The 25,276-nt window shown below is 64.8% G+C and carries 24 protein-coding genes; 16 read left to right on the top strand and 8 right to left on the bottom strand.

Annotated elements, in window-relative coordinates; all coding sequences use genetic code 11:
• Positions 1 to 12 precede the first annotated feature (12 nt).
• A complete protein-coding gene (locus tag K5607_RS16980) occupies positions 13 to 723 on the bottom strand; it encodes a DUF7986 domain-containing protein (protein ID WP_054774870.1) in 711 nt (236 codons plus the stop codon).
• Between the two features lie 234 nt (positions 724 to 957).
• On the opposite strand from K5607_RS16980, the gene fba reads away from it, so the two are divergent.
• Positions 958 to 1,968: a class II fructose-bisphosphate aldolase gene (fba, locus tag K5607_RS16975; RefSeq protein ID WP_221047719.1), complete on the top strand. Its 1,011-nt coding sequence runs from the start codon at positions 958 to 960 to the stop codon at positions 1,966 to 1,968.
• Between the two features lie 171 nt (positions 1,969 to 2,139).
• Here fba and K5607_RS16970 read toward each other — a convergent pair whose 3' ends face one another.
• On the bottom strand, positions 2,140 to 3,567 hold the full coding sequence (locus tag K5607_RS16970; RefSeq protein WP_221047718.1) for an efflux transporter outer membrane subunit: 1,428 nt from the start codon (positions 3,565 to 3,567) through the stop codon (positions 2,140 to 2,142).
• A complete protein-coding gene (locus K5607_RS16965; protein WP_054774906.1) occupies positions 3,557 to 4,165 on the bottom strand; it encodes a TetR/AcrR family transcriptional regulator in 609 nt (202 codons plus the stop codon). Before K5607_RS16965 ends, K5607_RS16970 begins: the two co-directional genes overlap by 11 nt.
• A gap of 130 nt (positions 4,166 to 4,295) precedes the next feature.
• Between K5607_RS16965 and K5607_RS16960 the strand changes: the two genes are divergently transcribed.
• Both K5607_RS16960 and K5607_RS16955 read left to right on the top strand, forming a co-directional pair.
• Complete coding sequence (locus K5607_RS16960) at positions 4,296 to 5,276, top strand: HlyD family secretion protein (RefSeq protein ID WP_281427716.1); 981 nt, start codon at positions 4,296 to 4,298, stop codon at positions 5,274 to 5,276.
• Between the two features lie 6 nt (positions 5,277 to 5,282).
• Positions 5,283 to 6,872, top strand: coding sequence for a DHA2 family efflux MFS transporter permease subunit (locus K5607_RS16955; protein ID WP_221047716.1), 1,590 nt, complete (start codon positions 5,283 to 5,285; stop codon positions 6,870 to 6,872).
• A gap of 4 nt (positions 6,873 to 6,876) precedes the next feature.
• Here K5607_RS16955 and K5607_RS16950 read toward each other — a convergent pair whose 3' ends face one another.
• Positions 6,877 to 7,413 carry an NUDIX domain-containing protein gene (locus K5607_RS16950; RefSeq protein WP_221047715.1) on the bottom strand — a complete coding sequence of 179 codons (537 nt, stop codon included), beginning with the start codon at positions 7,411 to 7,413 and terminating at the stop codon, positions 6,877 to 6,879.
• Positions 7,414 to 7,582: 169 nt separating this feature from the next.
• Between K5607_RS16950 and K5607_RS16945 the strand changes: the two genes are divergently transcribed.
• The 13 genes from K5607_RS16945 (at position 7,583) to K5607_RS16885 (ending at position 21,074) form a co-directional block, all read left to right on the top strand.
• Positions 7,583 to 8,272: a rhomboid family intramembrane serine protease gene (locus K5607_RS16945; RefSeq protein ID WP_221047714.1), complete on the top strand. Its 690-nt coding sequence runs from the start codon at positions 7,583 to 7,585 to the stop codon at positions 8,270 to 8,272.
• 2 nt (positions 8,273 to 8,274) lie between these two features.
• Positions 8,275 to 9,771 (top strand): FAD-linked oxidase C-terminal domain-containing protein, encoded by a 1,497-nt coding sequence (locus K5607_RS16940; RefSeq protein WP_221047713.1) that lies wholly within the window; start codon positions 8,275 to 8,277, stop codon positions 9,769 to 9,771.
• Between the two features lie 130 nt (positions 9,772 to 9,901).
• Positions 9,902 to 10,957: a glycolate oxidase subunit GlcE gene (gene glcE, locus K5607_RS16935; RefSeq protein WP_221047712.1), complete on the top strand. Its 1,056-nt coding sequence runs from the start codon at positions 9,902 to 9,904 to the stop codon at positions 10,955 to 10,957.
• 72 nt (positions 10,958 to 11,029) lie between these two features.
• Entirely contained in the window at positions 11,030 to 11,296 is a 267-nt protein-coding gene (locus K5607_RS16930; protein WP_054774974.1) for an AbrB/MazE/SpoVT family DNA-binding domain-containing protein, read from the top strand.
• Positions 11,293 to 11,673 carry a type II toxin-antitoxin system VapC family toxin gene (locus K5607_RS16925; protein ID WP_221047711.1) on the top strand — a complete coding sequence of 127 codons (381 nt, stop codon included), beginning with the start codon at positions 11,293 to 11,295 and terminating at the stop codon, positions 11,671 to 11,673. The genes K5607_RS16930 and K5607_RS16925 overlap by 4 nt, the downstream gene beginning before the upstream one ends.
• A gap of 8 nt (positions 11,674 to 11,681) precedes the next feature.
• Entirely contained in the window at positions 11,682 to 12,899 is a 1,218-nt protein-coding gene (gene glcF, locus K5607_RS16920) for a glycolate oxidase subunit GlcF (protein ID WP_221047710.1), read from the top strand.
• Between the two features lie 96 nt (positions 12,900 to 12,995).
• On the top strand, positions 12,996 to 14,363 hold the full coding sequence (miaB, locus tag K5607_RS16915; protein ID WP_221047709.1) for a tRNA (N6-isopentenyl adenosine(37)-C2)-methylthiotransferase MiaB: 1,368 nt from the start codon (positions 12,996 to 12,998) through the stop codon (positions 14,361 to 14,363).
• Positions 14,364 to 14,447: 84 nt separating this feature from the next.
• The gene (locus K5607_RS16910; RefSeq protein WP_221047708.1) at positions 14,448 to 15,488 is read left to right on the top strand and encodes a PhoH family protein; all 1,041 of its coding nucleotides are present in this window, start codon (positions 14,448 to 14,450) and stop codon (positions 15,486 to 15,488) included.
• Entirely contained in the window at positions 15,485 to 15,931 is a 447-nt protein-coding gene (gene ybeY, locus K5607_RS16905; RefSeq protein ID WP_221047707.1) for an rRNA maturation RNase YbeY, read from the top strand. The genes K5607_RS16910 and ybeY overlap by 4 nt, the downstream gene beginning before the upstream one ends.
• 12 nt (positions 15,932 to 15,943) lie before the next feature.
• The gene (locus tag K5607_RS16900; RefSeq protein ID WP_054774072.1) at positions 15,944 to 16,807 is read left to right on the top strand and encodes a CorC family transporter; all 864 of its coding nucleotides are present in this window, start codon (positions 15,944 to 15,946) and stop codon (positions 16,805 to 16,807) included.
• 86 nt (positions 16,808 to 16,893) lie between these two features.
• Positions 16,894 to 18,429: an apolipoprotein N-acyltransferase gene (gene lnt / locus K5607_RS16895; RefSeq protein WP_246598912.1), complete on the top strand. Its 1,536-nt coding sequence runs from the start codon at positions 16,894 to 16,896 to the stop codon at positions 18,427 to 18,429.
• A 108-nt stretch (positions 18,430 to 18,537) separates the two neighbouring features.
• Positions 18,538 to 20,004, top strand: a complete 1,467-nt coding sequence (ubiD, locus tag K5607_RS16890) for a 4-hydroxy-3-polyprenylbenzoate decarboxylase (protein WP_221047706.1) — start codon at positions 18,538 to 18,540, stop codon at positions 20,002 to 20,004.
• A complete protein-coding gene (locus K5607_RS16885) occupies positions 20,004 to 21,074 on the top strand; it encodes a YkgJ family cysteine cluster protein (RefSeq protein ID WP_246598911.1) in 1,071 nt (356 codons plus the stop codon). The genes ubiD and K5607_RS16885 overlap by 1 nt, the downstream gene beginning before the upstream one ends.
• Positions 21,075 to 21,170: 96 nt before the next feature.
• Here the strand turns inward: K5607_RS16885 and murI are convergent, their stop codons facing one another.
• The 4 genes from murI to trxA all read right to left on the bottom strand — a co-directional run bounded on the left by murI (position 21,171) and on the right by trxA (position 25,222).
• Positions 21,171 to 21,944 carry a glutamate racemase gene (murI, locus tag K5607_RS16880; RefSeq protein ID WP_246598910.1) on the bottom strand — a complete coding sequence of 258 codons (774 nt, stop codon included), beginning with the start codon at positions 21,942 to 21,944 and terminating at the stop codon, positions 21,171 to 21,173.
• Between the two features lie 719 nt (positions 21,945 to 22,663).
• Positions 22,664 to 23,086, bottom strand: coding sequence for a hypothetical protein (locus K5607_RS16875; RefSeq protein ID WP_221047704.1), 423 nt, complete (start codon positions 23,084 to 23,086; stop codon positions 22,664 to 22,666).
• A gap of 371 nt (positions 23,087 to 23,457) precedes the next feature.
• On the bottom strand, positions 23,458 to 24,714 hold the full coding sequence (rho, locus tag K5607_RS16870; RefSeq protein ID WP_054773614.1) for a transcription termination factor Rho: 1,257 nt from the start codon (positions 24,712 to 24,714) through the stop codon (positions 23,458 to 23,460).
• Between the two features lie 181 nt (positions 24,715 to 24,895).
• On the bottom strand, positions 24,896 to 25,222 hold the full coding sequence (gene trxA, locus K5607_RS16865) for a thioredoxin TrxA (RefSeq protein ID WP_054773613.1): 327 nt from the start codon (positions 25,220 to 25,222) through the stop codon (positions 24,896 to 24,898).
• Positions 25,223 to 25,276: the final 54 nt, after the last annotated feature.

The following is a 25,276-nucleotide window of genomic DNA, read 5'->3' as shown; positions in this document are numbered from 1 at the left end:
CGCCGGCCGGTGTCAGCCCACGCGCTCCATGTCGCTGTAAAACACGTTTTCCATGCCGCCGGCGCGGAGCGTCTCCTTGACCACCCGTCCGACGTAAGAGGCTTCCTGGGTGGCCGACATGGCGGGCCGGCGGCCGTCTTCGCCCGCAGGCAGGAATTTTTCGATGATGGGCACGATGCTGCCGGCGAACTCCCCTTCCGACAGGGGAATCAGGGTTCCCGTCGACATGTGGAAGTCCGGCAGCGGCAAGAGCCTGCCGACCAGGATCGTGCCGACCGTGCCGGTTTCCGCGATGCCGAGATCAACCAGCTCCAGGGTGTCGCCGCGCACCAGGTCCAGCAGCACGGCGCCTTGCCGCGGCGTGATGCTTACGATGCGGAACGCCGAAAAACGGGACTGGAGCATGGCTTGCAACAGCGTCATGTCCAAGGAGTCCGCCGCGGGCGGGGATTGCTCGAGAAAGCGTTCGATGACGTTCTTGTTGCCGCGCCGGTAGTGGTACAGGCAATAGTCGTACAGCACTGCGATTTCGTCGTCGTTGTTCAGGATCAACGTACCCGCCTTGAAAAGGCCGAGTTTTTTGCCGAATTCGGGCACCGCGTCCTTGGGCAGCCGTTTGGCGAGCGCCATGTTGAGATCGCGTCCCGCCCGCCGCATGCGTTTGTAGCTATCCAGCCGGCCGTCGTCGGCGGCGGAACGTTTGAAGAAAAAAGGCCATTTCATAACGGAAAACCCTGGTTCAGGACAGTCGGACTGGTTCATCCACGGGACGCGGCGCGCGCCCGCATCGCTCAACCCCGCGCCGCATCGTCGCGCGGGGGCTGCACACTATAAACCACTGGGCCGATAACGGCGTTTCCGGCGGCGTGCCGCCGAATTTCGGCGCCGGCCGTGCCGCAACCTGCCCAGGGGATAGGGTAGGATTTAAAATAACGCCGAAATTAAGGAGGGCCGATCATGGCTTTAGTGTCGTTGCGACAACTTTTAGATTACGCCGCCGAGCAGGGCTTTGCGGTTCCCGCGTTCAACGTGAGCAACATGGAGCAGGTCCAGGCCATCATGCAAGCGGCCGACGCCTGCGACAGCCCGGTGATTATGCAAGGCTCGGCCGGCGCGAATCGCTATGCCGGCGAGGTATTCCTCCGCCACCTGATCCTCGCCGCCGTCGAGCAATACCCGCATATTCCCCTGGTCATGCACCGCGACCACGCGCCCTCGCCGGCCGTGTGCGCGCAAGCCATCCAATCGGGATTCAGCTCGGTGATGATGGACGGTTCGTTGCTGGAGGACATGAAAACGCCCGCTTCCTTCGAATACAACGTGGCGGTGACCCGCACCGTGGTGAACATGGCTCACGCTTGCGGCGTATCCGTCGAAGGCGAAATCGGCTGCCTGGGTTCGCTGGAAAACCGCCAGGATGCCGACCACAGCCGCTTGCTGACCGATCCCGACGAAGCGGTGGAATTCGTCAAGCAAACCCAAGTCGACGCCTTGGCGGTGGCCATCGGCACCAGCCACGGCGCCTATAAGTTCAGCAAGCCGCCCACCGGCGAAGTGCTGGTCATCGACCGTTTGAAGGCTTTGCAGCAACGCTTGCCCAACACCCACTTCGTCATGCACGGCTCCAGCTCGGTGCCGCAGGAGTGGCTGCAAGTCATCAACCAATACGGCGGCGAAATTCCCGAGACCTACGGCGTGCCGGTCGAGGAAATCGTCGAAGGAATCAAATACGGCGTGCGCAAGGTCAACATCGACACCGACCTGCGCATGGCCTCCACCGGTGCCATGCGGCGCTTTTTGGCGCAGCCGGAAAATGCCTCGGAATTGGACGCCCGCAAGACCTATCAAGCGGCCCGAGACGCCATGCAGGCGCTTTGCCGCACGCGCTACGAAGCTTTCGGTTCCGCCGGGCACGCCGGCAAGATCAAGGCGATTCCGTTGAGCGGCATGGCGAAACGTTATCGGTAGACGACGGCCTTGCGCCGCATGGCGGACGGGATCGCGTTTCCGTTCGGCGCCCCGTCGATTGCGGCACGGATCTCCCCGGCGCCGGTTTCTGAACCAACACCGTCCCCGCAAAAAGGGCCGCAGCCAGCCAGGGTACGCATCCCCTGCCGCCGATCGGCGCGGAAGGCGCGCCTAAGTCCCTTCTGGATTATGCGGCGGCGCGGCGTTCGCGCCGCCGCCCAGCGCCTTGTACACGGCGATCAAATTCGTCGACGCTTCCGCTTCCGAACGCGCCAGTTCGATGTCGGCGGCGTAAAGGTCGCGCTGGGCGTCCAGCACGTCCAGGAACGAGGCCACCCCTTCGGTGTAGCGCCGTTGCGCCAGCCGCAGCGATTCGCGCAAATCCGCCGTCGAGAGGGCCAGGGTTTGGCGACGGACTTCTTCCTTGAGGTAGCGGGTCATGGCGGTTTCGGTTTCCCGCAGGGCGTCCAGCACGGCTTTTTCGTAGGCCAAGTAGGCTTCCTGCTGCTTGGCTTCGGCCAGGTCGATGCCGGCGCGGATGCGGCCGAAGTTGAGCAGCGGCTGCATGAAATTGGCGGCGGTGCCGTAGGAGAAGGCGGCCGATTTGAACAGGGATTCGATGTCGGTGTTGCGCAGGCCGAGGAAGGCGGACAGGGACACTTTCGGGAACAGTTCGGCGGTGGCGGCGCCTTGCATGGCGGTGGCGGCGGCGAGGCGGCGCTCGGCGATGCGGATGTCCGGGCGGCGGCCGATGGTTTCCGCCGGCGAGGCGAGTATGTCCCTGCCCTGGGCCACCGGCACGGCGGCCGGCGCTTCCAGCTCGGCCGCCAGGGCGCCGGGTGGCTTGCCCAGCAGCAGTTCCAGCTGCCGCTGGGCGGCGATCAGCTGGGCTTCCAGGGCGGGCAGCCGCGCTTCGGTGCCTTCCGTCTGCGCCCGCGCCCGCACCACGTCGTGGCGAGTGCCGACGCCTTCATTGAAGAGTTTTTCCGTCAGTTTCAGCGTGTGCCGCTGCGCTTCCAGGTTGGCGCGGGTGATGCGCAGCTGGTTCTGCAGGCTACGGTAGTCGATGTAGCCGCGCGCCAAGTCCGCGCTCAGCGTCACCAGCGCTTGGGCGTAGTCCTCCGTGGCCGCGTCCAGCTCGGCGGAGGCCGCCTCCAGGCGGCGTTGCTGGCGGCCGAACAGGTCGATTTCCCACAGGGCGTCGAAGCCCAGTTCGAACAGGTTGAATTTGAGGCCGGGCGCGAAGCCGGGGAATGGGTTTACGTTGCGCTGGGCGTCCGCCGCCACGTCGACCTTGGGGAAGAGTTCCGCGCGGGTGCCGCGGCGTTCGGCGCGCGCCTGGCCGACGCGGGCCAGGGCCATCTTCAGGTCGAGGTTGCCGGTCAAGGCTAGGTCCATCAGCCGGTTCAGCCGGGTGTCGCCGAAACGCTTCCACCAGTCCTTCAAGGATTCCCGCTCGACCGGCCGCAATGCGTCGGCTGCTTGCAGGTCGGCTTGCCAGCGGTCTGGAACGCTGGCCGCGGGTTCCCGGTAATCGGGGCCGACGGTGCAGCCGGCCAGGCCGCACAGCAGCAGCAAGTAGCCGGCTTCAGGCCGCATAACCGTGTCCTTTGAGGAACAGATCGACGGCGGCGTCGACCAGCCGTTCTTTTTCCGCCTCGCTCAAGGCCGGCTGCAACCCCATCAGGCAGCGGAAGTGTTCGTCGCCTTTCAGCATGCTCGTCAGCAGCCGGCTCGAGGTGGCCACGTCGGGGATGCGCAGGGCGCCGCTTTCATGCAGCTCGGTAAGGTAGGACGACAGCCGGTGCAGTATGGGGTCGGCGCTGGCGCGGTAGACCAGCGTTCCCAGGTCGGGAAACTTCGGTTGTTCGGCGACGATCATGCGGTAGAGGCTCAAGGCTTCTTCCGCGTAGACGAGATCGACGAAGGAGCGGGCGACGGCTTTCAGGCCGGACAGCGCATCCGGCTGCTCGGCCTGGGCGCGAGAGAGGGTGCCGAGCAGGGCCTCGCATTGGCCGGCGACCACGGCGGCGAACAGTTCCTGCTTGCCCTTGAAGTGGCTGTAGAGCGTGGGCTTGGACACCGGCGCGGCCTCGGCGATGGCTTCCATGCTGGCGCCGCTGTAGCCGTGGGCGATGAATACGCGCTTGGCCGCGTCCAGTATGGCCGCGCGCTTGGGGGTGGGGACTGTGCTCATGGGATCGCTGGATCGTATCGGGTTGCGCCGAGGGGGCATTGGTGATTAGACTAAACTACACCGTTTAGTAAGGCAACCGAACCCCATGCGTCTTTCCGTGCCTCCCAAGGCCATTCTTGGACTTCTCTCCGTGACCGCCGCTATAGGCGCGGGCGTGGCCTATTGGCTGACGGCCGTGCGTCCCTTCGAGAGCACCGACAACGCCTACCTGAAGGCGCATATGAGCCTGATCAGCCCGAAGGAGAGCGGTTATGTGAAGGAGGTGCTGTTCGAGGACAACCAGCGGGTGCGGCCGGGCGATCTCCTGGTGGTGATCGACGACCACGATTTCCAGGCCAGGGTGGCCCAGGCCGAGGCGCAGGTGCTGGCGGAAACGGCGCGTATCCGCACTTTGGAAACCGACAAGCATTCCCAGGACGCCAAAATTCGCCAGGAAGAGGCCAATATCCGCGCCGCGGACGCCGATCTGGAAAAAGCGGCCAGGGACTTGAAGCGCTTCGGCAATCTGGCGGCGGACGGGGCGGTATCGGCGCAAACCCGCGACGCGGCCGATTCCGCCCATAAGCAGGCCAGCGCCCAGCGGGAGAAAACCCGCTCGGCGCGCCAGGAGGAGGAAAGCCGCTTGGCTTCCCTGGACGCGCAAATCGGCGAGTCCCAAGCCCGCCTGAAGATGGCCGAGGCCGCGTTGGAGCTGGCCCGCATCGACCTGGCCAACACCCGCATCGTCGCGCCCATGGCCGGGGTGTTGGGCAACCGCAGCGTGCAGGTCGGGCAGCTGGTGCAGCCCGGCAGCGTCCTGGCCTATTTGATTCCCGCCGAGGGGGTGTTCGTTGAGGCTAATTTCAAGGAAACCCAGATCGCGCGCATGCAGCCGGGGCAGCCGGTGGATATTCGCGTCGACGCTTATCCCGACAGCCGCTTCGAAGGCGTGGTGGACAGTTTCGCGCCGGCTTCCGGCGCCGAATTCAGCCTGTTGCCGCCGGAAAACGCCAGCGGCAATTTCACCAAAATCGTGCGGCGGGTGCCGGCGAAGATCCTCTTCCGGTCCGGCGCCGACCTGAGCCGCTTGCGGCCCGGGCTGTCGGCGCTGGTCAAAGTTCGCGTGCAGTAGCGCGGCATGGCGGTGGCTTCTCCAACCACAGGCCCCGGCGACGGCGCGGCGGCCGAAAGGCGGCTCACCCCGCAGCAATGGCTGGGATTTTTCGCCATGGTGCTGGGGGTCTTCATGGCGATCTTGGACATCCAAATCGTCGCCAGCTCCCTGGAGCAGATCCAGGCGGGGTTGTCGGCGACGCGGGACGAAATCACTTGGGTGCAGACCGCCTATCTGGTGGCGGAAGTGGTCGTCATTCCCCTGTCCGGCTGGCTGGCGCGGGCCTTTTCCACGCGCATCCTGTTCGTGCTGGCCTGCGGCGGCTTTACCTTGATGAGCTTGTTGTGCGTGCTGGCCTGGAACCTGCCGTCCATGGTGGCGTTCCGCGCCTTCCAGGGCGTGTTCGGCGGCGCGATGATACCGACCGTCATGGCGGTGATTTACACGCTGTTCCCGGCGCGCTTGCAGCCGACCATGACCGTCGTGGTCGGCGTGGTGGTCATGGTCGCGCCCACCGTGGGGCCGGTATTGGGCGGCTATCTCACCGAGGTGGTGTCCTGGAAAGCGCTGTTTCTCATCAACCTGTTGCCGGGGTTGCTGGCCTGTTTGGCGATTTGGCGCTTCGTGCGGGTGGACGAGCCCGACTGGGCGTTGCTGGAGAAGATCGATTTTCTCGGCATCCTCTACATCGTCGCCTTTCTCGGCAGCATGCAGTTCGTGTTGGAGGAGGGCGTGCGCGAACAATGGTTCGAGAGCCGGGAGATAGTGTTTTTCAGCCTGGCCGCCCTGGTCTCCGGCATCGCCATGTTCCATCGGGAACTCACCATCGGCCATCCCATCGTGGATCTGTGGGCTTTCCGCAACCGCAACTTCGCCGTGGGCTGCCTGTTCAGCTTCATACTCGGCATCGGTTCGTTCACGCTGATGTACCTGATGCCGGTGTACCTGGCCAGCGTCAAGGGGCTGAACAGCCTGCAGATTGGCCAGTACGTCATGGTCACCGGCGCGTTCCAGTTCATTTCGGCCTTCGTCGCCGGCCCGCTGGCCCAGCGCCTGGATTCGCGCCTAATCTTGGCCCTGGGGCTGACGGGGTTCGCCACGGGAAGCTGGATGAACGGAAGCCTGTCCCACGAGTCCGGCTACTGGGAGTTCTTCTGGCCGCAAGCGCTGCGGGGCTTTTCCCTCATGTTCTGTTTCCTGCCGATCAATTCCCTGGCCTTGGGCAGCTTGCCGCCGGAGGAGGTGAAAAATGCCAGCGGGCTGTACAACCTGATGCGCAACCTGGGCGGGGCCATCGGTTTGGCGGTGGCCAATACCCTGATGATCCAGTTGAACAAGGAACACTACGCGATGTTGCGCGAATCGGTGACGCCCGGTTCGCCCCAGGCGCAATCCCTGCTGGCCGCCTTGCAGGAACGCTTGGCCGCGGCCGGCCTGCCGAACGGCGAGTCGGCCGCGCTGAAGCAGCTTTATGGCTTGGTGCTGCGGGAAGCCGAGGTGCTCACGCTCAATACCCTGTTCCACATCCTCGGCCTGATTTTTTTCCTGGCGCTGCTGCTGACGCCCTGGGTAAGCAAAACCGCTGCTGCCGCCGACGCCGGCGGCGGGCATTAAGCGGCTAGAGCCGCGCCAGCAGCATGGCGAAGGCGGCGCGTACCGAAGGGAACGATAAGTCGGCGGGATCCACGTCGCGGGGATCCATCAGGCGGAATTCGGCCACATCGTCGTGGGGGCGGATTTTGCTGATGTCGTCGGCCCGGCAGGTGTAGAAGATATCGGTGACTTTGTAGGTCACGCCGGAGAACAGATATTCGTTGGGGGACGAGCCCAGGTAGGCCACGTCCGTGACTTCGATTTGCAGCTCCTCGAAAATTTCCCGCCGCAGGCCTTCGTCCGCCGCCTCGTCGAACTCCACGAAACCGCCGGGCAAATCCAGCTTGCCCTTTTGCGGCTCCTCTCCCCGCACCGCCACGATGATTTTGTCGCCGTGGAAAATGAAGCCGCCCACGGCGGTGGCGCTGTTGATGAAGTAGCGGAAGCCGCAGGCGGGGCAGTTGAGGGAGCGCACTTGGCGGACTTGCAGGCCCTCTTGGCCGCACTGGGGGCAAAAACGGAACAACTGCAGGGGGTCGGTCGGTTTGGCTGGCTGGGTCATGGCGATGGATTGGGTTGATGGCCGGTGTGGCGAAGGAATTTCGCGACGCCACAGTAGTGCAAAACCGTCGCCGCGCCAAGCGTGGCCCAAAGCGCCGCCGCTGTCGTACAATCGGCCGGGCCTTGCCCGAACAGGCCCTCTCCCCTTTCAGCGATAAAGCCGGCCCGCCATGATCCCTTACCGAGACAATATATCCTGCCGGTATACGCCGTGGATGACCTGGACCTTGATCGGGCTCAACACGGCGGTGTTCCTGGGCACCCAGTTTTTGCTGGACGAGCCCCAGCGCAACGTGTTTTTCCAGCTGTACGGCCTGGTGCCCGGCCGCTACACCCACCCGGACTGGGCCGCCCTGGCGGGATTTCCGCCCAACGACTTCAGCCCGTTCCTCGTCAGCCTGTTCGTGCACAGCAGCTGGCTGCATCTGGTGCTGAACATGTGGCTGCTGTGGATTTTCGGCGACAACGTGGAAGACCGCATGGGCGGCGCCCGCTTTGTGGCGTTCTACATTGCCTGCGGCCTGCTGGCCAGCGCCATGCACATCGTTTTCAACGCCAGCTCCGCCATCCCCACGGTGGGCGCCTCGGGCGCCATCGCCGGCATCATGGGGGCGTTCTATTTCCTCTATCCCAACGCCCGCATCGTGCTGTGGTTCCCCATTTTCCTGCTGCCGCTGTTCGCCGAAATCCCCGCCATCGCTTTCGTCGGCCTGTGGGTGATCATCCAGCTCTACAAAGCCACCACCTTCGACCCCATGGCCCAGCCCTATGCCGACGTGGCCTGGTGGGGGCACATAGGCGGCTTCGTGGCGGGCATGCTGCTGCACCGATTGTTCTTGTCGGCGGAACGAAACCGCTGAGCATGGCGCATCGACCCCATCCGTCCGAGCGCGTGCCGCACGGCTGCGACCGCGACCTGTTCCTCGCCGAACTGCACGCCTTCCTGCCGGAGAACTGCGTCCTGCATCGGCAGGAAGACCTGCGCGTGTACGAATGCGACGGCCTGTCCGCCTACACCCGGCTGCCCTGGCTGGCGGTGTTGCCGGAAACCGTGGAGCAGGCGCAAACGCTGTTGCGGCTGTGCCACGCCAACGGCGTGCCGGTGGTGGCGCGCGGCGCCGGCACCGGCCTGGCCGGCGGCGCCCTGCCGTTGGACAACGGCGTGCTGCTGGTGCTGTCCAAGCTCAACCGCATTTTGGCAATCGACCCCGCCAACCGCACCGCCCGCGTCCAGCCCGGCGTGCGCAATCTGGCGATTTCCGAAGCGGCCGCGCCCTTCGGGCTTTACTACGCGCCGGACCCGTCCTCGCAAATCGCCTGCACCATCGGCGGCAACATCGCCGAGAACTCCGGCGGCGTGCACTGCCTGAAATACGGCCTCACCGTGCACAACGTCCAGCAAGTGAAAATGCTGACTATGGACGGCGAATTGCTGACCCTGGGCGGCAGCGGCCTGGACGGCCCAGGCTACGACCTGCCGGCCCTGGCCATGGGCTCGGAAGGCATGCTGGGCGTGGTGGTGGAAGCCACCGTGCGGCTACTGCCCAAACCGCCCGCGGTGCAGACGCTGTTGGCGGCTTTCGCCAGCGAGGAACAGGCCGGCCACGCCGTGGCGGCGGTGATTTCCGCCGGCCTCATCCCCGCCGGGCTGGAAATGATGGACAACCTGTCCATCCGCGCCACCGAGGCCTTCGTCCACGCCGGCTATCCGGTGGAAGCCGGCGCCATCTTGCTGTGCGAGCTGGACGGCACGGAGGAACAGGTTGCGGCGGAAACCGAGCGGGCGCGGCGGATTTTGCAGCAAGCCGGCGCGACGGAAGTGCGGCTGGCCGCCGGTGCCGAACAGCGCCAGCGCTTCTGGGCCGGCCGTAAGTCGGCCTTCCCGGCGGTGGGCCGGCTGTCGCCCGACTATTACTGCATGGACGGCACCATTCCCCGCAAGCGCCTAGCGGAGGTGCTTGGCCGCATCGCCGAGCTTTCCAAGCAATTCGGCCTGCGGGTAGCCAACGTCTTCCACGCCGGCGACGGCAATCTGCACCCGCTGATCTTCTACGACGCCAATCGGCCGGGCGACCTGGACAAGGCGGAAGACCTGGGCGGCCAGATTTTGGAAGCCTGCGTCGCCGCCGGCGGCACCATCACCGGCGAGCACGGCGTCGGCATCGAAAAGATCAACCAGATGTGCGTGCAGTTCGGCAGCGCGGAATTGGAGCAATTTCACGCAGTGAAAGCCGCCTTCGACCCCCAGGGCCTGCTCAACCCCGGCAAAGCCATCCCCACCCTGGCCCGCTGCGCCGAATTCGGCCGCATGCATATACACGGCGGCGAACTGCCCCATAGCGATCTGGAACGATTTTGATGTTGAACAATGCATCGTTCCCACGCTCCCGCGTGGGAACGCCGCCAGGGCCGCTGCGCGGCCTGTGACGCAAAGCGTCACCCGATGCATTCCCACGGAGACCGTGGGAACTATGGAAAAAAACCAGCCCATGAGCAAACAGCAAGACATCAGCGCCGAATTGCAGGCGGCGGTGGAACAGGCCTATCGCCACCACCGGCCCTTGGCGATTCTAGGCTCCGGCAGCAAAGCCTTCCTCGGCCGCCCGCTGGCGGGCGAGGCTTTGCCCGTCGCCGGACACCGCGGCATCCTGCACTACGAGCCCTCCGAACTGGTGCTCACCGCCCGCGCCGGCACGCCCCTGGCGGAAATCGAAGCGGCGTTGGCCCAACACGGCCAGATGCTGGCCTTCGAACCGCCCCACCACGGCCCCGGCGCCACCCTGGGCGGCACCGTCGCCTGCGGCCTTTCGGGGCCGCGCCGGCCCTATAGCGGCTCGGTGCGCGACTTCGTGCTGGGGGTGAAAATCCTCAACGGCAAGGGCGAAATCCTGCGCTTCGGCGGCGAAGTGATGAAAAACGTGGCCGGCTACGACGTCTCCCGCCTCATGGCCGGCGCCCACGGAACCCTGGGCGTGCTGCTGGAAATTTCCCTCAAAGTGCTGCCCCAACCGGAAGCGGAAACCACCCTGCGCCTGTCCATGTCCGCCACCGAGGCCATCGCCGCCATGAACCGCCACGCCGCCGGCCCCTTGCCGTTTTCCGCCATGGCTTGCGATCACGGCGTGCTGCACTTGCGCCTGTCCGGCGCGGCCGAGGCGGTGGCCGCCGCTTGCCGGCAACTGGAGGGAGAAACCATGGACAACGGCTTTTGGGAGAACTTGCGCGAACAGCGCCTGAATTTTTTCCAATCACCCGGCGACCTGTGGCGCTTGTCCCTGGCCCCCGCCACCCCGCCCCTGGACTTGCCCGGTCTATGGCTGTACGACTGGGGCGGCGCGCAACGCTGGCTGAAAACCGATGCTCCCCACGCAACCGTGTTTGCCGCCGCAGCCGCCGCCGGCGGCCACGCCACCCTGTTCCGCCCGCAAGCCCCGGCCGACCAAGTCTTCCAGCCCCTGCCGGAATCTCTCATGGCCCTGCACCGGCGCCTGCAACTAGCCTTCGACCCGGTGGGCGTCCTCAACCCAGGCCGCATCTACCCGTAATGCTTACCGGCATGTGGCACGCAACTGCATGGCGTGCCACAATTGCCATCAAAGTGCCACGAGACTACAGCCATGACAGCCTCTCTGCTTAGCAACGAGATTCAAGTGGGTGCCCAAGGGCGATTGGTCATCCCGGCCGAACTGCGCAAAGCGCTGCACCTGGAAACCGGCGACCGGCTAGTGGCCCGGCTGGTGGGCGAAAGCCTGGTGCTGGAACGCCGCGAAGCCGTCGAGAAGCGCGTACGGGCGCGTTTCGCCCATATTCCGCCAGACGTCAACCTGGCCGAAGAACTTATCGCCGAACGCCGCACCGAAGCTCGCCGGGAAACCTCCGCATGACCGTGGTGCTGGACGCCTCTGCCCTGCTGGCTTGGTTGCATGGCGAAGTGGGCGGCGACAGTGTCGGGACGGTGTTGAACGGTGCCGTCATGTCCGCCGTCAATTGGTCCGAGGTCGTTCAAAAATCCCTGCACAAAGGCGCCAACGTGGAAGGGATGCTGGGCGATATGGTCGAAATGGGGCTCACCGTCGCGCCCTTCACCGCCAGCCAGGCCGACCGAGCGGCCATGCTCTGGCAGCAAACCCAAGCCAGGGGACTGTCGCTTGGCGACCGCGCCTGCCTGGCGCTGGGCCTGGAGCTTGCCGCTCCAGTGTTAACGGCGGACCGCAGCTGGATCGGCCTGGATGCCGGCCTGGACATCCGCTTGATCCGCTAGCCCTTGCCATGCAAACCCATCTCGCCGATTTCATCAAAAACACCCCGCAGGGGGAGGAGGCCGAGGCCATCCTGCGCCGTTGCGTGCACTGCGGTTTCTGCACGGCCGCTTGTCCCACCTACCGCTTGCTGGGTGACGAGCGGGACGGGCCGCGCGGGCGCATTTATCTCATCAAGCAGGTGCTGGAAGGCGAGGCGCCGACGGCTTCCACCCAAATCCGTTTGGACCGCTGCCTCACCTGTCGTTCCTGCGAAACCGCCTGTCCTTCCGGAGTGGCGTACGGCCGCTTGCTGGACATCGGCAGGCAGGTGGTGGAGGAAAAAGTAGGGCGGCCCTGGCTGGACAAATCATTCCGCCTTTTGCTGAGAACCGTGCTGCCTTACCGCCGCCGTTTCGGTGCCGTGTTGGCCCTGGCGCGCGGGCTGAAGCCGGTGTTACCGTCCCGGCTGCAGGCCAAGTTGCCGGCCGCGAGTCCGGCTGGCGCCTGGCCGCCGCTGCGCCATGCCCGCCGCGTCATTTTGCTGCAAGGCTGCGTGCAGCCGGCGCTGGCGCCCGACATCAATCCCGCCACGGCCAGGGTGCTGGACCGGCTGGGCATTTCCGCCGTGGTGGCGCCCGAGGCGGGTTGCTGCGGCGCCTTGAGCCAGCATTTGTCGGCCCAGGACGAAGCGCTGGATTTTGCGCGGCGCAATGTCGACGCCTGGTGGCCCCTGTTGGAAAGCGGCGCCGAAGCCGTGGTGGTCAACGCTTCCGGCTGCGGCGCGATGGTGAAGGAATACGGCCATCTGCTGCGCCGTGATCCGGCCTACGCCGACAAGGCCGCCCGCGTCGGTGCGCTGGCCAAGGACATCGTTGAGGTGCTGGCGGCGGAAAATCTCGACGGCCTGGCCGTCGAGCCGCGTACCGTCGCTTTCCACTCCCCGTGCACCCTGCAGCACGGGCAAAAGCTCAACGGCGTGACGGAAAGCGTGCTGCGCCGGTTGGGTTTCGACCTGGCGCCCGTGGCCGACGCCCATCTGTGCTGCGGCTCGGCCGGCACCTATTCGCTATTGCAGCCGCGGCTGTCGCAACAATTGCTGGAACAGAAGCTGGCGGCCCTGGAGGCCGGACAGCCGGAGTGCATCGCCACCGCCAACATCGGCTGCTTGACCCATCTGCAGTCCGGCGCGGCACGGCCGGTGCGGCATTGGATCGAGCTGCTGGACTCGGCCTGGAATCAGCGCTGAACCCGCACCCTCGGCCGGGCTCTTAGGAGACACTGCGGGAAATCTGTTAAAATGCCCCATCTTCCCGAACTCCGCACGCTTGACCGCGTGCCATCCATGACCCGCAAGCTATTCATCCAAACCTACGGCTGCCAGATGAACGAGTACGATTCCGCCAAGCTGCGGGATTTGCTCGGCGAAACCCATGATCTGGAGCTGACCGACGATCCGGCCCAGGCCGACGTGCTGCTGCTCAACACCTGTTCCGTGCGCGAGCGAGCCCAGGAGAAAGTCTTCTCCGAGCTGGGCCGCTGGCGCGCCTTGAAGGAAAAACGCCCCGGCGTGGTCATCGGCGTCGGCGGCTGCGTCGCCAGCCAGGAAGGGGCTGCCCTGCGCGAGCGGGCGCCTTACGTGGACATGGTGTTCGGCCCGCAAACCCTGCACCGCCTGCCGGCCATGCTGGACGAGGTGAAGGAGCAGCGCCGCGCCGTGGTGGACGTGACTTTCCCGGAAATCGAGAAATTCGATTGCCTGCCGCAGCCGCGCTCGGAAGGGCCGAAAGCCCTTGTGTCGGTGATGGAGGGTTGCAGCAAATACTGCACTTTCTGCGTGGTGCCCTATACGCGCGGTGAGGAAGTGAGCCGGCCGCTGGAAGACGTGATCGCCGAGATCACCGCCCTGGCCAAGCAGGGCGTGCGCGAGGTGAATCTGCTGGGGCAAAACGTCAACGCCTACCGCGGCGCCATGGCGGACGGCGACATCGCCGACTTCGCCCTGCTGCTGCACTACGTGGCGGCGGTGCCGGGTATCGACCGCATCCGCTTCACCACTTCCCACCCCATCGAATTCACCGACGCCCTCATCGAGGCCTTCGGCGAAATCCAGCAGTTGGTGGACCATTTGCACCTGCCGGTGCAAAGCGGCAGCGACCGCATCCTGGCGGCGATGAAGCGCGGCCACCAGCGCGCCGACTACATCGAGACCATCCGCAAGCTGCGGGCGGTGCGTCCCAATATCAGCCTGTCGTCGGATTTCATCATCGGTTTCCCCGGCGAAACCGAAGAAGACTTCGAAGACACCATGAGCCTCATCGAGGAGCTGGGCTACGATCATTCCTACAGCTTCGTCTACAGCCCTCGCCCCGGCACGCCGGCGGCGGATATGCCCGACGACACCCCGGCGGAGGTGAAAAAGGCCCGCTTGGCCCGCTTGCAGGCGCGCATCAACGACATGGCGGCGGCCATTTCCCGCAACATGGTCGGCACGGTGCAGCGGGTGTTGGTGGAAGGCGCTTCGCGCAAGAACGAGCATGAGCTCAGTGGCCGCACCGAAAACAACCGGGTGGTGAATTTCGAAGGCCATCCGCGCCTGGTCGGCCATTTCGTCGACGTGCTCATCACCGACGCCCTGCCCAACTCCCTGCGCGGCCGGTTGGTGGAGTCGTCCGTGGCGGAATTGGTGGATCGGCATGCGGCGGCACTCTAAAACGCATACCGTGAACCGCCCACTACCCTTGTTGTCCGCAGGCCGGGATAAGGCAAAGCCCTTCCCGGCGCTTCCCTCGCATTTATGACCAGCCATCCCAACGCAGTCAATTTAACCCTGGAGCCCGCCGACAACGAGCGGCTCGCCAATTTGTGCGGCCCGCTGGACGAGCATTTGCGCCAGATCGAGCGGCGCCTGGGCGTGGAAATCGCCAGCCGGGGCAACCAGTTCCAGGTGATCGGTTCCAGGGAGTCGGCCAGCGCCGCCGGCAAGGTGCTGGAAGACCTTTACGCCGCCAGCCGCGACGAGGCCATCACGCCGGAACGGGTGCATTTGTCCCTGCAGGAATCCTCCGTGCAGCGCCTCATGGAAAAGGACGAGGCGCAACTGGAAGGCGGCGAGCTGCTGTCCATCCACACCAAGCGCGGCATCATCCGCGCCCGCGGCGCCAACCAGCAGACCTATTTGCGCAATATCCGCCACAACGACATCAATTTCGGCATCGGCCCGGCCGGCACCGGCAAGACCTACCTGGCCGTGGCCTGCGCCGTGGAAGCCCTGGAGCGGGACCGGGTGCGGCGCTTGATCCTGGCCCGCCCGGCGGTGGAAGCGGGCGAGAAGCTGGGCTTTTTGCCGGGCGATATGGCGCAGAAGGTCGATCCCTATTTGCGCCCGCTCTACGACGCCCTGTACGAGATGCTCGGCTTCGAGCGGGTGGCGAAATTGCAGGAGCGCAACGTCATCGAAGTGGCGCCCCTGGCCTTCATGCGCGGCCGCACCTTGAACGACGCCTTCATCATCCTGGACGAAGCGCAGAACACCACCGTCGAGCAGATCAAGATGTTCCTGACGCGGGTGGGCTTCGGCTCCACCGCGGTCATCACCGGCGACATCACCCAGATCGACCTGCCGCGCCACAAGCAATCGGGCCTGCGCCAGGTGGTGGAAGTGCTGCGCAAGGTGGAAGGCATCAGCTTCACCTTTTTCGGCGCCGAGGACGTGGTGCGCCACCCCCTGGTGCAGCGCATCGTCACCGCCTACGAGGCCTACGAGCAAGCCAATCCGCCTTCCCCATACGGCGACCGGGGGCGGGATAAGGACGAATCGGAGCCGCCGCGGCCATGATCGATTTGGAAATACAGCTGGCTTGCGACGGCGCGCAGGTGCCCGGCGAAGCCCGTTTCCGCCAGTGGGCGGAGGCCGCCCTGCAAGACAAGCGCGACGAGGCCGAGCTGGTGATCCGCGTGGTGGACGAGACGGAATCGGCCGAGTTGAACGGCGAATACCGGGGCAAGGATTACCCCACCAATGTGCTGAGCTTTCCTTTCGAAGCCCCACCCGGCGTGCCCTGCAGCCATATCGGCGATCTGGTGATCTGCGCGCCGGTGGTGGAAAGGGAGGCGGCCGAGCAAGACAAGCCGGCCGAGGCCCACTGGGCGCACATGACCGTGCACGGCGTGCTGCACCTGCTAGGCTACGATCATATGGACGATGCGGAGGCCGAGGTCATGGAGGCCGAGGAAATCCGCATCTTGCAGTCTTTGGGATATTCAGACCCTTACGCGTAGGGATCCATCATCATGAGCGACGACCAATCACACAGTAGCGGCGAAACCAAAACCTGGGTGGAACGCTTCGCCCAATACCTGACCGGCGAGCCCAAGGACCGGCAAGACCTCATCGACGTACTGCGCGACGCCCAGAAGCGCCACCTTATCGAGCCCGAAGCCCTCTCCATGATCGAGGGCGTGTTCCAAATGTCGGAGCTGCGGGTGCGCGACATCATGATTCCCCGCGCGCAAATGGTGGTGGTGCCGCAAGACGCGGAATTGGAAACCCTTTACCCCCTCATCATCGAAACCGCCCATTCCCGCTATCCCGTCATCGGCGAAGACCGCGCCGAAGTGGTGGGCGTGCTGCTGGTGAAAGACCTGTTGGCCCACGGCATGAAGAACCCCGGCATCCTCGCCAGCGAGCTGATGCGCCAGGCCCAGTTCGTGCCGGAAAGCAAGCGGCTCAACGTGCTGCTGCGGGAGTTCCGCTCCACCCGCAACCACATGGCCATCGTGGTGGATGAATACGGCAACGCCGCGGGGCTGGTCACCATCGAGGACGTGCTGGAGCAGATCGTCGGCGACATCGTCGACGAATACGATTTCGACAACGAGGACTACATCCTGCGCCGCGGCGAGAACGAGTACACGGTGAAAGCCCTGACGCCGGTGGAGGACTTCAACGAGTATTTCAGCGCCGACCTGTCCGACGAAGAGTTCGACACCATCGGCGGCCTCATCGTCCACCAAGCCGCCCGCGTCCCCAAGCGCGGCGACAAAATCACCCTGGGCCGCTATCGCTTCGAAGTGCTGCGCGCCGACAACCGCCGCTGCCATTTGCTCAAGCTGCGGGTGCTGGACGAGCCGGAAAACGAAGAGGGAAGCGGCTGAAATCGTAGGGCGGAACGCGACAGCGGTTCCGCCGATACAGGCAAGGGTGCGCCCCCTGCCTTCCCGCCGAATTATCGTAACCCCGCGTGCACAACAAAATGCCCTTCCCTACCACGGCCCAGCGCCGCCTCATCGACCTCCTGGCCTTGTCGGCCGGTCTGGCTTTTCCTTTCGCCTTCGCCCCCTACGAACAAAGCTGGCTGGCCGTCGCCGCCCTGGCGGTGCTGTTCGCCGTCTGGCATGGGGCCAGCCCCAAGCGCGCCGCCTGGCGCGGCTATTTGTTCGGCCTGGGCCAGTTCGGTTTCGGCGTGTCGTGGGTCTACGTGTCCATGCACGAATTCGGCGGCGCCAGCCCCTTCGCCGCCGGTTTGCTTACCGCCCTGTTCGTGGCGTTTTTCGCGCTGTACCCGGCTTTGGCCGGCTATCTGAGCCGGCGCTGGAGCACGGCCCGCCCGGCGCTGAACCTGCTGGCCTTGTCGCCGCTGCTGTGGGTGCTGGTCGAATGGTTCCGCGGCTGGTTCCTCACCGGCTTTCCTTGGCTGCAAATCGCCTACAGCCAGGTGTCCAGCCCCCTGGGCAAGCTGGCGCCCTTGGCCGGCGTGTACGGCGTTGGCTGTCTGGCGGCGATGGTGGCGGCGGGACTGGCCGCGTTCGTCTGCCTGCCGGGCACCGGCCGCCGCCTGTGGCCGATTGCCGCCGGCCTGCTGTGCCTAGCGGCCGCCAAGCTGCCCGCCGGCCAGTGGACCGAGCCCGCCGGACCGGCTTTGCCGGTGGCCCTGGTGCAGGGCAATATCGCCCAGCAGCTCAAGTTCGTGCCGGGCCAGCAGTGGCGCATCCTGGAGCGCTACGTGGAGCTGACCGAGGATCATTGGGACGCCAAGGTCATCGTTTGGCCGGAAACCGCCGTGCCGGCTTTTTACCACCAATTGGCCGACACGTTCTTCGCGCGGCTGACCGAAGCCGCCAAATTGCACGAGAGCAGCTTGCTGGTGGGCGTGCCGGTGGGCGACGCCGACGGCGGTCCGCAGTATTACAACGGCTTGGTCAGCATCGGCGGCGACAGGCCGGCCGCCTACCGCAAGCGTCACCTGGTGCCGTTCGGCGAGTTTCTTCCCTTGAAGCCGGTATTGGGCTTCATCCTGGACATACTGCAAATCCCCTTGTCCGACTTCAGCGCCGGCGACGCCCGCCAGCCGTTGTTGCAGGCCGGCGGCTGGCCGTTGATGGCGACGGTTTGCTACGAAGACGCCTTCGGCAACGAGGGCCGCGTCGGATTGCCGGAAGCCGCTTATCTGGTCAACGTCAGCAACGACGCCTGGTTCGGCGACTCCATCGCTCCCCACCAGCACCTGCAAATGGCCCGCATGCGTGCCCTGGAAACCGGCCGCTACATGCTGCGCGCCACCAACACCGGCGTGACGGCGGTGATCGGCCCGGACGGCAAGGTGGTGAAGCAGCTGCCCCAGTTCGAATCGGCCGTGCTCACTGCCGACATCGAACCCCGCTCCGGCGCCACGCCCTATGTGCGCTACGGCGACGGGCCGGTGGTGTGGGTGTTGTTGATCGCGCTGGGGATTTTGCTGGCTGTGAGGCGCCGGGCAGCGCCTGCCAAGGAATTCTAAAGCCCGTTCGCCGCGGCTTTTCCTGGCCGGCTGGGTTATGCTTTGCGCCGGCAAGCTCAGGGCCTTGCCGCATAGATTGCCTCCATCCCTCCATCTCGAAAGCCATCCATGAAATACCGCGACCTGCGCGACTTCATCGCCCAACTGGAAAAGCTGGGCGAGTTGAAACGGGTGTTCCACGAAGTGGACCCCGTGCTGGAAATCACCGAAATCTGCGACCGCACCCTGCGCAAGCAAGGCCCGGCGCTGCTGTTCGAGCGCTGCAAGGGCACGGACGTGCCGCTGCTGGGCAACCTATTCGGCACGCCGCACCGGGTGGCTTTGGGCATGGGCGCGGAATCCGTGGACGCCTTGCGCGAGGTGGGCAAGCTGCTGGCCTTCCTCAAGGAGCCCGATCCGCCCAAGGGCATTTCCGACGCCTTCGACAAGCTGCCGGCCTTCAAGCAGGTGCTGAACATGCCGGTGAAGGAACTGCGCCACGCGCCCTGCCAGGAAGTGATCCTGCAAGGGGACGAGATCGACCTGGGCAACTATCCGATCCAGACCTGCTGGCCGGGCGACGCCGGCCCGCTCATCACCTGGGCGCTGGTCATCACCAAAGGCCCGCACAAGGACCGGCAGAACCTGGGGATCTACCGCCAGCAGGTGATCGGCAAAAATAAAACCATCATGCGCTGGCTGGCCCACCGCGGCGGCGCGCTGGATTTCCGCGAGTGGCAACAGGCCCGTCCCGGCGAGCCGTTCCCGGTGGCGGTGGCCCTGGGCGCCGATCCCGCCACCATCCTGGCGGCGGTGACGCCCATTCCCGATCCTTTGAGCGAATACGCCTTCGCCGGCCTGTTGCGCGGCAGCAAGACCGAGGTGGTGAAGTGCCAGCTCAGCGACTTGCAGGCCCCGGCCGGCGCGGAAATCATCCTGGAAGGTTTCATCTATCCCGATGAGATGGCGCCGGAAGGCCCGTTCGGCGACCACACCGGCTACTACAACGAGGTGGAAAGCTTCCCGGTGTTCACCGTGGAGCGCATCACCCAGCGGGAAAACCCCATCTACCACAGCACCTACACCGGCCGCCCGCCGGACGAGCCGGCCATCCTCGGCGTCGCGCTCAACGAGGTGTTCGTGCCGATCCTGCAGAAGCAGTTCCCGGAAATCGTCGATTTCTACCTGCCGCCGGAAGGCTGCTCCTACCGCATGGCGGTGGTGAGCATGAAGAAGCAGTACCCCGGCCACGCCAAACGGGTCATGCTGGGCGTGTGGTCGTTCCTGCGCCAGTTCATGTACACCAAATTCGTCATCGTCACCGACGACGACGTCAACGTGCGCGACTGGAACGACGTCATCTGGGCCATCACCACCCGCATGGACCCGGCGCGGGACATCACTATCCTGGAAAACACCCCCATCGATTATTTGGACTTCGCCTCGCCGGTGTCGGGCCTGGGCTCCAAAGCCGGCCTGGACGCCACCAACAAGTGGCCCGGGGAAACCCACCGCGAATGGGGCACGCCCATCGCCATGGCGGCGGGCGTGAAACGGCGGGTGGACGAGCTGTGGAGCCAGCTGGGCATCGACTGATGGAGTTCGTGCGCCGTCCCTCCCACCGCTACGAGGATCCCCTGGCGCGGGTGTGGATCGTTTGCGCCGAGCGCATCGGCTTCCGCATCGCCCGCTCGCCGGAGGCCTACGCCTCCACCGACGGCAGCGGCACCGTCTTCATCGGCAGCGACGAAACCCTGGATCCGGACGATTCCCTGGCGCAGATGATCTTCCACGAGCTGTGCCACGCCCTGGTGCAGGGCGAGGACAACGAGCGCAAGCCGGACTGGGGCCTGGACAACACCCGCGTCGGCGGCGATCCGTGGCGGGAGCATGCCTGTCTGCGCTTGCAGGCCTACTTGGCCGATTCCGTCGGCCTGCGGGATTTTTTCGCCCCCACCACCGACTACCGCGTGAGCTTTTGGGACTCGCTGCCGGCCGATCCTTTCTATGCCCCGGTCGAGGCCGGCGGCCGGCGCGAGCGCAGTTGCGTGGCGGGCCGATTGGCCGCCTGGCGGGCGTCCTTGCCGCGCTGGGCCGGTCCGCTGCGGGACGCCCTGGCGGCCAGCGCCGCCATTGCCGCCGCAGTGCCCAGGGAAGCCGGCGGCGAGGGGTTGCCGTCGTTGTGGAGCACCGTCGCCGCGCCGCCGCCGCCGCATCCGGCCGGTCACGCAGCCGTGGCGGCCTATCACGCCGGCCACGGTTGCGCCGATTGCGCCTGGAGCTTTATGGAACGGGCGCACCGCCGCTGCCGCCACGCCCCCAAGGCCCGCCTGGCGGAAGACGCGCCGGCCTGCGCCCGCTGGGAGCCGGCCGCCGAACTGGACTGCCTCACCTGCGGTGCCTGCTGCCGCGAGGCTTACCAGGCGGTGGAAGTGGGGCCGCGCGAAGCGGTGCTGAAACGCCGGCCGGATTGGGTGCTCAAGGACGGGGAGCGCCACAAGCTGCGCCGCGAAGGCGAGCGCTGCGCCGCCCTGGCCGGCGGCCGGGCGGCCACGGAAAGCTACCGCTGCGAGATTTACCCGGACCGTCCCCGCACCTGCCGGGACTTCACCCTGGGCAGCGCCAACTGCCTGGACGCCAGGCGGCGGGTGGGGTTGTCCTTGTAAATAAAGTCGCGCCGTTGCCGATTCCGGGACTTAGGATGCGGTGAGTCGGCGAACCGCATCGATCGCGAACGATGCGGTTCCTATCGTCAACGCGGCCTATGTCCAATCGCCCATGGCCGAGACTTCCGCTTCCTCCTCGCCCACCATGCTTAGGAAAGCGCGCAGGTCCTCCACACGGCCCGACGTATAAAACGCCGTCCGCTGCCGGCCTGCGCCGGCTTCGGCGCGTAGGCCCTGCAAGCGAAATTCCAGCTGCCGGGCGATGGCCGGGGAAGGTTCGATGATGGAAACGCCGGGCCCCGCCACCTCGGCAATCTGCTGCGCCAGGAAGGCGTAATGGGTGCAACCGAGCACGATGGTATCGGCGCCCGTGTCGACGCCGGGCCGGACATAGCTCTCCAGCAGCTCGTAAGTCGACCGGGCGGCAAACTGCCCGCGCTCCACTTGCTCGGCCAATCCCGGACAGGCTTGCAGCATCACGCGGGTCTCGCCGGCGAAGGTCCGGCACAGCCGGGCGACGGACGGGCTTTGGATGGTGTAGGCCGTGGCCAGCACCAACACCGTGCCGGAGCGCGTCATCCGGGTGGCCGGCTTGATGGCCGGCTCCATGGCGACCACGGGCAAGTGATAGGCGGCACGCAGCGACGCCGCCGCCGCCACGCTGACGGTATTGCAGGCCAGCACCACCGCCTTAACCCGCTGATGGGCAAAAAAGCCGAAGATGTCTTGCGCCCGGGCTTCCAGAAAGGCCTGATCCCGGTCGCCATACGGCGCATGGCGGCTGTCGGCGACGTAGACATACGACTCGTCCGGCAAGGCCGCGCGCAGCGCGCGCAAAACGGAAACGCCGCCTACGCCGGAGTCGTACACGCCGATTGGGGATGTGGGACAAGGGTGCACGAAGCGAATACCGCGTGGGTTGGTGTGGAGCTAATGGAACGGGTCCGGCCCGCGCCGTCGGGCGAATGTTATACGTGTTCGCTCCCTGCCTCCAGCGCGTGCGAGTCTACGGCGCGACTTTCGAATGCGGCTAACGAGTTGCGGCGGGCAATCCGAGGGTACGCATCGCGTACCATTCCGCGACACGGACATGCGGAGGTTTCATGAGTGCACCGTTTCGCGTGGCACGGCCGGTGCGATGCATATTGCAGTTCCTTGAATCGTGGTACGCAATGCGTACCCTACCTGGTTGGGACAGATGTTTTCAAGCCAATACCCTGAAGGACCTTGAGGCAGAGTATGTCGGAGCAGCGCCGGATCAATAGCCAATCCCTGCGCGGCGAAATAGCTTGCCAGTTCAATTCTGCGTCTACGAAGTAATGGGGCGCAGGGCAGCTCGCGGTAATCCTTTCGCCGTGCATGCAAATGCTCTCTTCCAGTAATTGCTCGCATATGCCACCAGATACGGTAATCCGGCAATCGCCACCATTGGACCTTCAGCAAACGAAGGCCATGGTCCAAGTTGGGGTGCTTGCGAAGACGTGGCTTCATGGCTCTAACGCTTCGGCTCAGGCGCGCGCACAAGCGCCGCGCCCAGGGCCTGAACGAACAAAAGGTGACGCGCTTTGTGCGTCGCCTGGAGCCGATGGTTAGGCATCTTCGGCCTCTTCATCCACCGGGTACACCGATAAGCACAACGAAAGGCCCAGATTTCCAGCGATTGCGGATAGCTCAGGCGGGAAGGTGAACGATGCGCACCCCGGCGGATGAATCTCGGCGCCAAAGTCCAGTACCACCCCTTCGACACCTGGAAAAGCCATGAGGCCCCTTATATCGTTCTGGTTCTCACGGAGAAACGCTGTAGCTTCTTCAATCTGCTTTCGGAACTCCGAAAACTCCGCACCGCTTGCCAAAAAGCGCACGCCAGAATGCTCATTTGTCTTTTGGTTTGTGGCGCTCTTGGGATAACGCTGTTCACCACTGCGCCAAATAGAATCAGGCGCCATTGATATTTGGCTAAGCAGCGCATCCACATCAACGCCTTTGCCGCCAGCACGGAGTATGCAGCTCATATGTTTGCCTAACAATTGATTAAACAGAATCTGGTATACCGGTACTATACGGATTCCGTTTAGCACGATCCGAAGCCCTGTTATCAAGAAAGGCGCTACGGCGGGTTCGATTGTATGGCGTACCCGTTGTTGCGTCTGTAATCCCTGGCTTACGTGCGTGTAGGCCAGGGATTATGGGACGGAAAAGCGAACTGGGCTTGCGATCGGCGATTTCGTTGGCAGCACGGTCGAAGCCGGTGTTGCGCGCGTGGTATTGAGTCATACACACGCTCTGCATGGCATCGTTCCCACGCTGCAGCGTGGAAACGATGGGGTGCAACAAAAAAGGGCGCCCTGAGGCGCCCTTGATCGTTTCGGGATGGAAGCCCCGCCTACTTCTTCATCATGTTGAAGAATTCGGCATTGGTCTTGGTGTCTTTCAGCTTGCCCAGCAGGAATTCGCTGGCGGCCATTTCGTCCATGGGCTGGAGGATTTTGCGCAGGATCCAGGCTTTTTGCAGTTCGCTTTCTTCCACCAGGTATTCTTCGCGGCGGGTGCCGGAGCGGTTGATGTTGATGGCGGGGTAGACGCGCTTTTCCGCCAGCTTGCGCTCCAGGTGCAACTCCATGTTGCCCGTGCCTTTGAATTCTTCGTAGATCACTTCGTCCATGCGGCTGCCGGTGTCTACCAGGGCGGTGGCGATGATGGTGAGGCTGCCGCCTTCTTCGATGTTGCGGGCGGCGCCGAAGAAGCGCTTGGGGCGTTCCAGGGCGTTGGCGTCCACGCCGCCGGTGAGCACCTTGCCGGAGGACGGCACCACGGTGTTGTAGGCGCGCGCCAGGCGGGTGATGGAGTCCAGCAGGATCACCACGTCGCGCTTGTGTTCCACCAGGCGTTTGGCCTTTTCGATGACCATTTCCGCTACCTGCACGTGGCGGGCCGGCGGTTCGTCGAAGGTGCTGGAGATCACTTCGCCTTTCACGCCGCGCTGCATTTCCGTCACTTCTTCCGGGCGCTCGTCGATGAGCAGCACGATCAGGTATACCTCGGGATTCTTTTCGGCGATGGACTGGGCGATGTTCTGGATGATCATCGTTTTGCCGGCCTTGGGCGGCGAGACGATCAGGCCGCGCTGGCCTTTGCCGATGGGGGCGATGAGGTCGATGACGCGGGCGGTGAGGTCTTCCGAGGAGCCGTTGCCCAGTTCCAGGCCGAAGCGCTGGTTGGCGAAGAGGGGGGTGAGGTTGGAGAAGTTGATCTTGTGCTTGGCGTTTTCCGGCGGCTCGTAGTTGATCTGTTCCACCTTGAGCATGGCGAAATAGCGCTCGTTGTCCTTCGGCGGCCGTATCTTGCCGGAGATGGTGTCGCCGGTGCGCAAGCTGAAGCGGCGAATCTGGCTGGGGGAGACGTAGATGTCGTCGGGGCCGGCCTGGAAGGACATGTCGCCGCCGCGCAAGAAGCCGAAACCGTCGGGGAGGATTTCCAGCACGCCGTCGCCGTAGATGTCGTCGCCGTTCTTGGCCAGCTTTTTGAGGATGGCGAACAGCAGGTCTTGTTTCTTGGCGCGGGCGACGCCTTCGATTTCGAGGGACTCGGCGATCTGGATGAGTTCGGGTACGGGTTTACGCTTGAGATCGGTCAGATTCATGGACGTGGCGGGTGGGGTGATAAAGGGTGATCGTCGTCGGACTCAACCGCCCTATTGGGGATCGGGGGTTGTCCGTTGGGGAGAGTGCGCCGGCTGGGACGCGGGGCTAATCCTGGCTGAAGTGCGGGCGAAATCTAGCACAAGGGAAAAAGCCCGTCCAGCGGGGACGGGCTTTTCCGGGTTACAAATTGCTGTCGATGAAGGCAGCCAACTGGGACTTGCTCATGGCGCCCACTTTGGTGGCGTCCACTTCGCCGTTCTTGAACAGCATCAGCGTCGGGATGCCGCGTACGCCGTAACGGCCGGGCGTGTTGGGGTTTTCGTCGATGTTGAGCTTGGCCACGGTCAAGCGGCCTTCGTAGTCCTTGGCGATTTCGTCCAGGACCGGCGCGATCATTTTGCACGGGCCGCACCATTCAGCCCAATAGTCCACCAGTACCGGACCGCTGGCTTTGAGCACGGCGTCTTCGAAATTGTCGTCGTTTACGTGAACGATAGTTTCACTCACGAGGGTCTCCGGAAGGTTGTTGCAGTGATTGGGGATGGGTTCGACGGATTCTTT

Origin of the sequence: Methylogaea oryzae, assembly GCF_019669985.1 — a bacterium.
In the GTDB taxonomy this organism is placed as follows: Bacteria; Pseudomonadota; Gammaproteobacteria; order Methylococcales; family Methylococcaceae; genus Methylogaea; species Methylogaea oryzae.
This window is presented reverse-complemented; position numbering and strand designations above follow the sequence as displayed.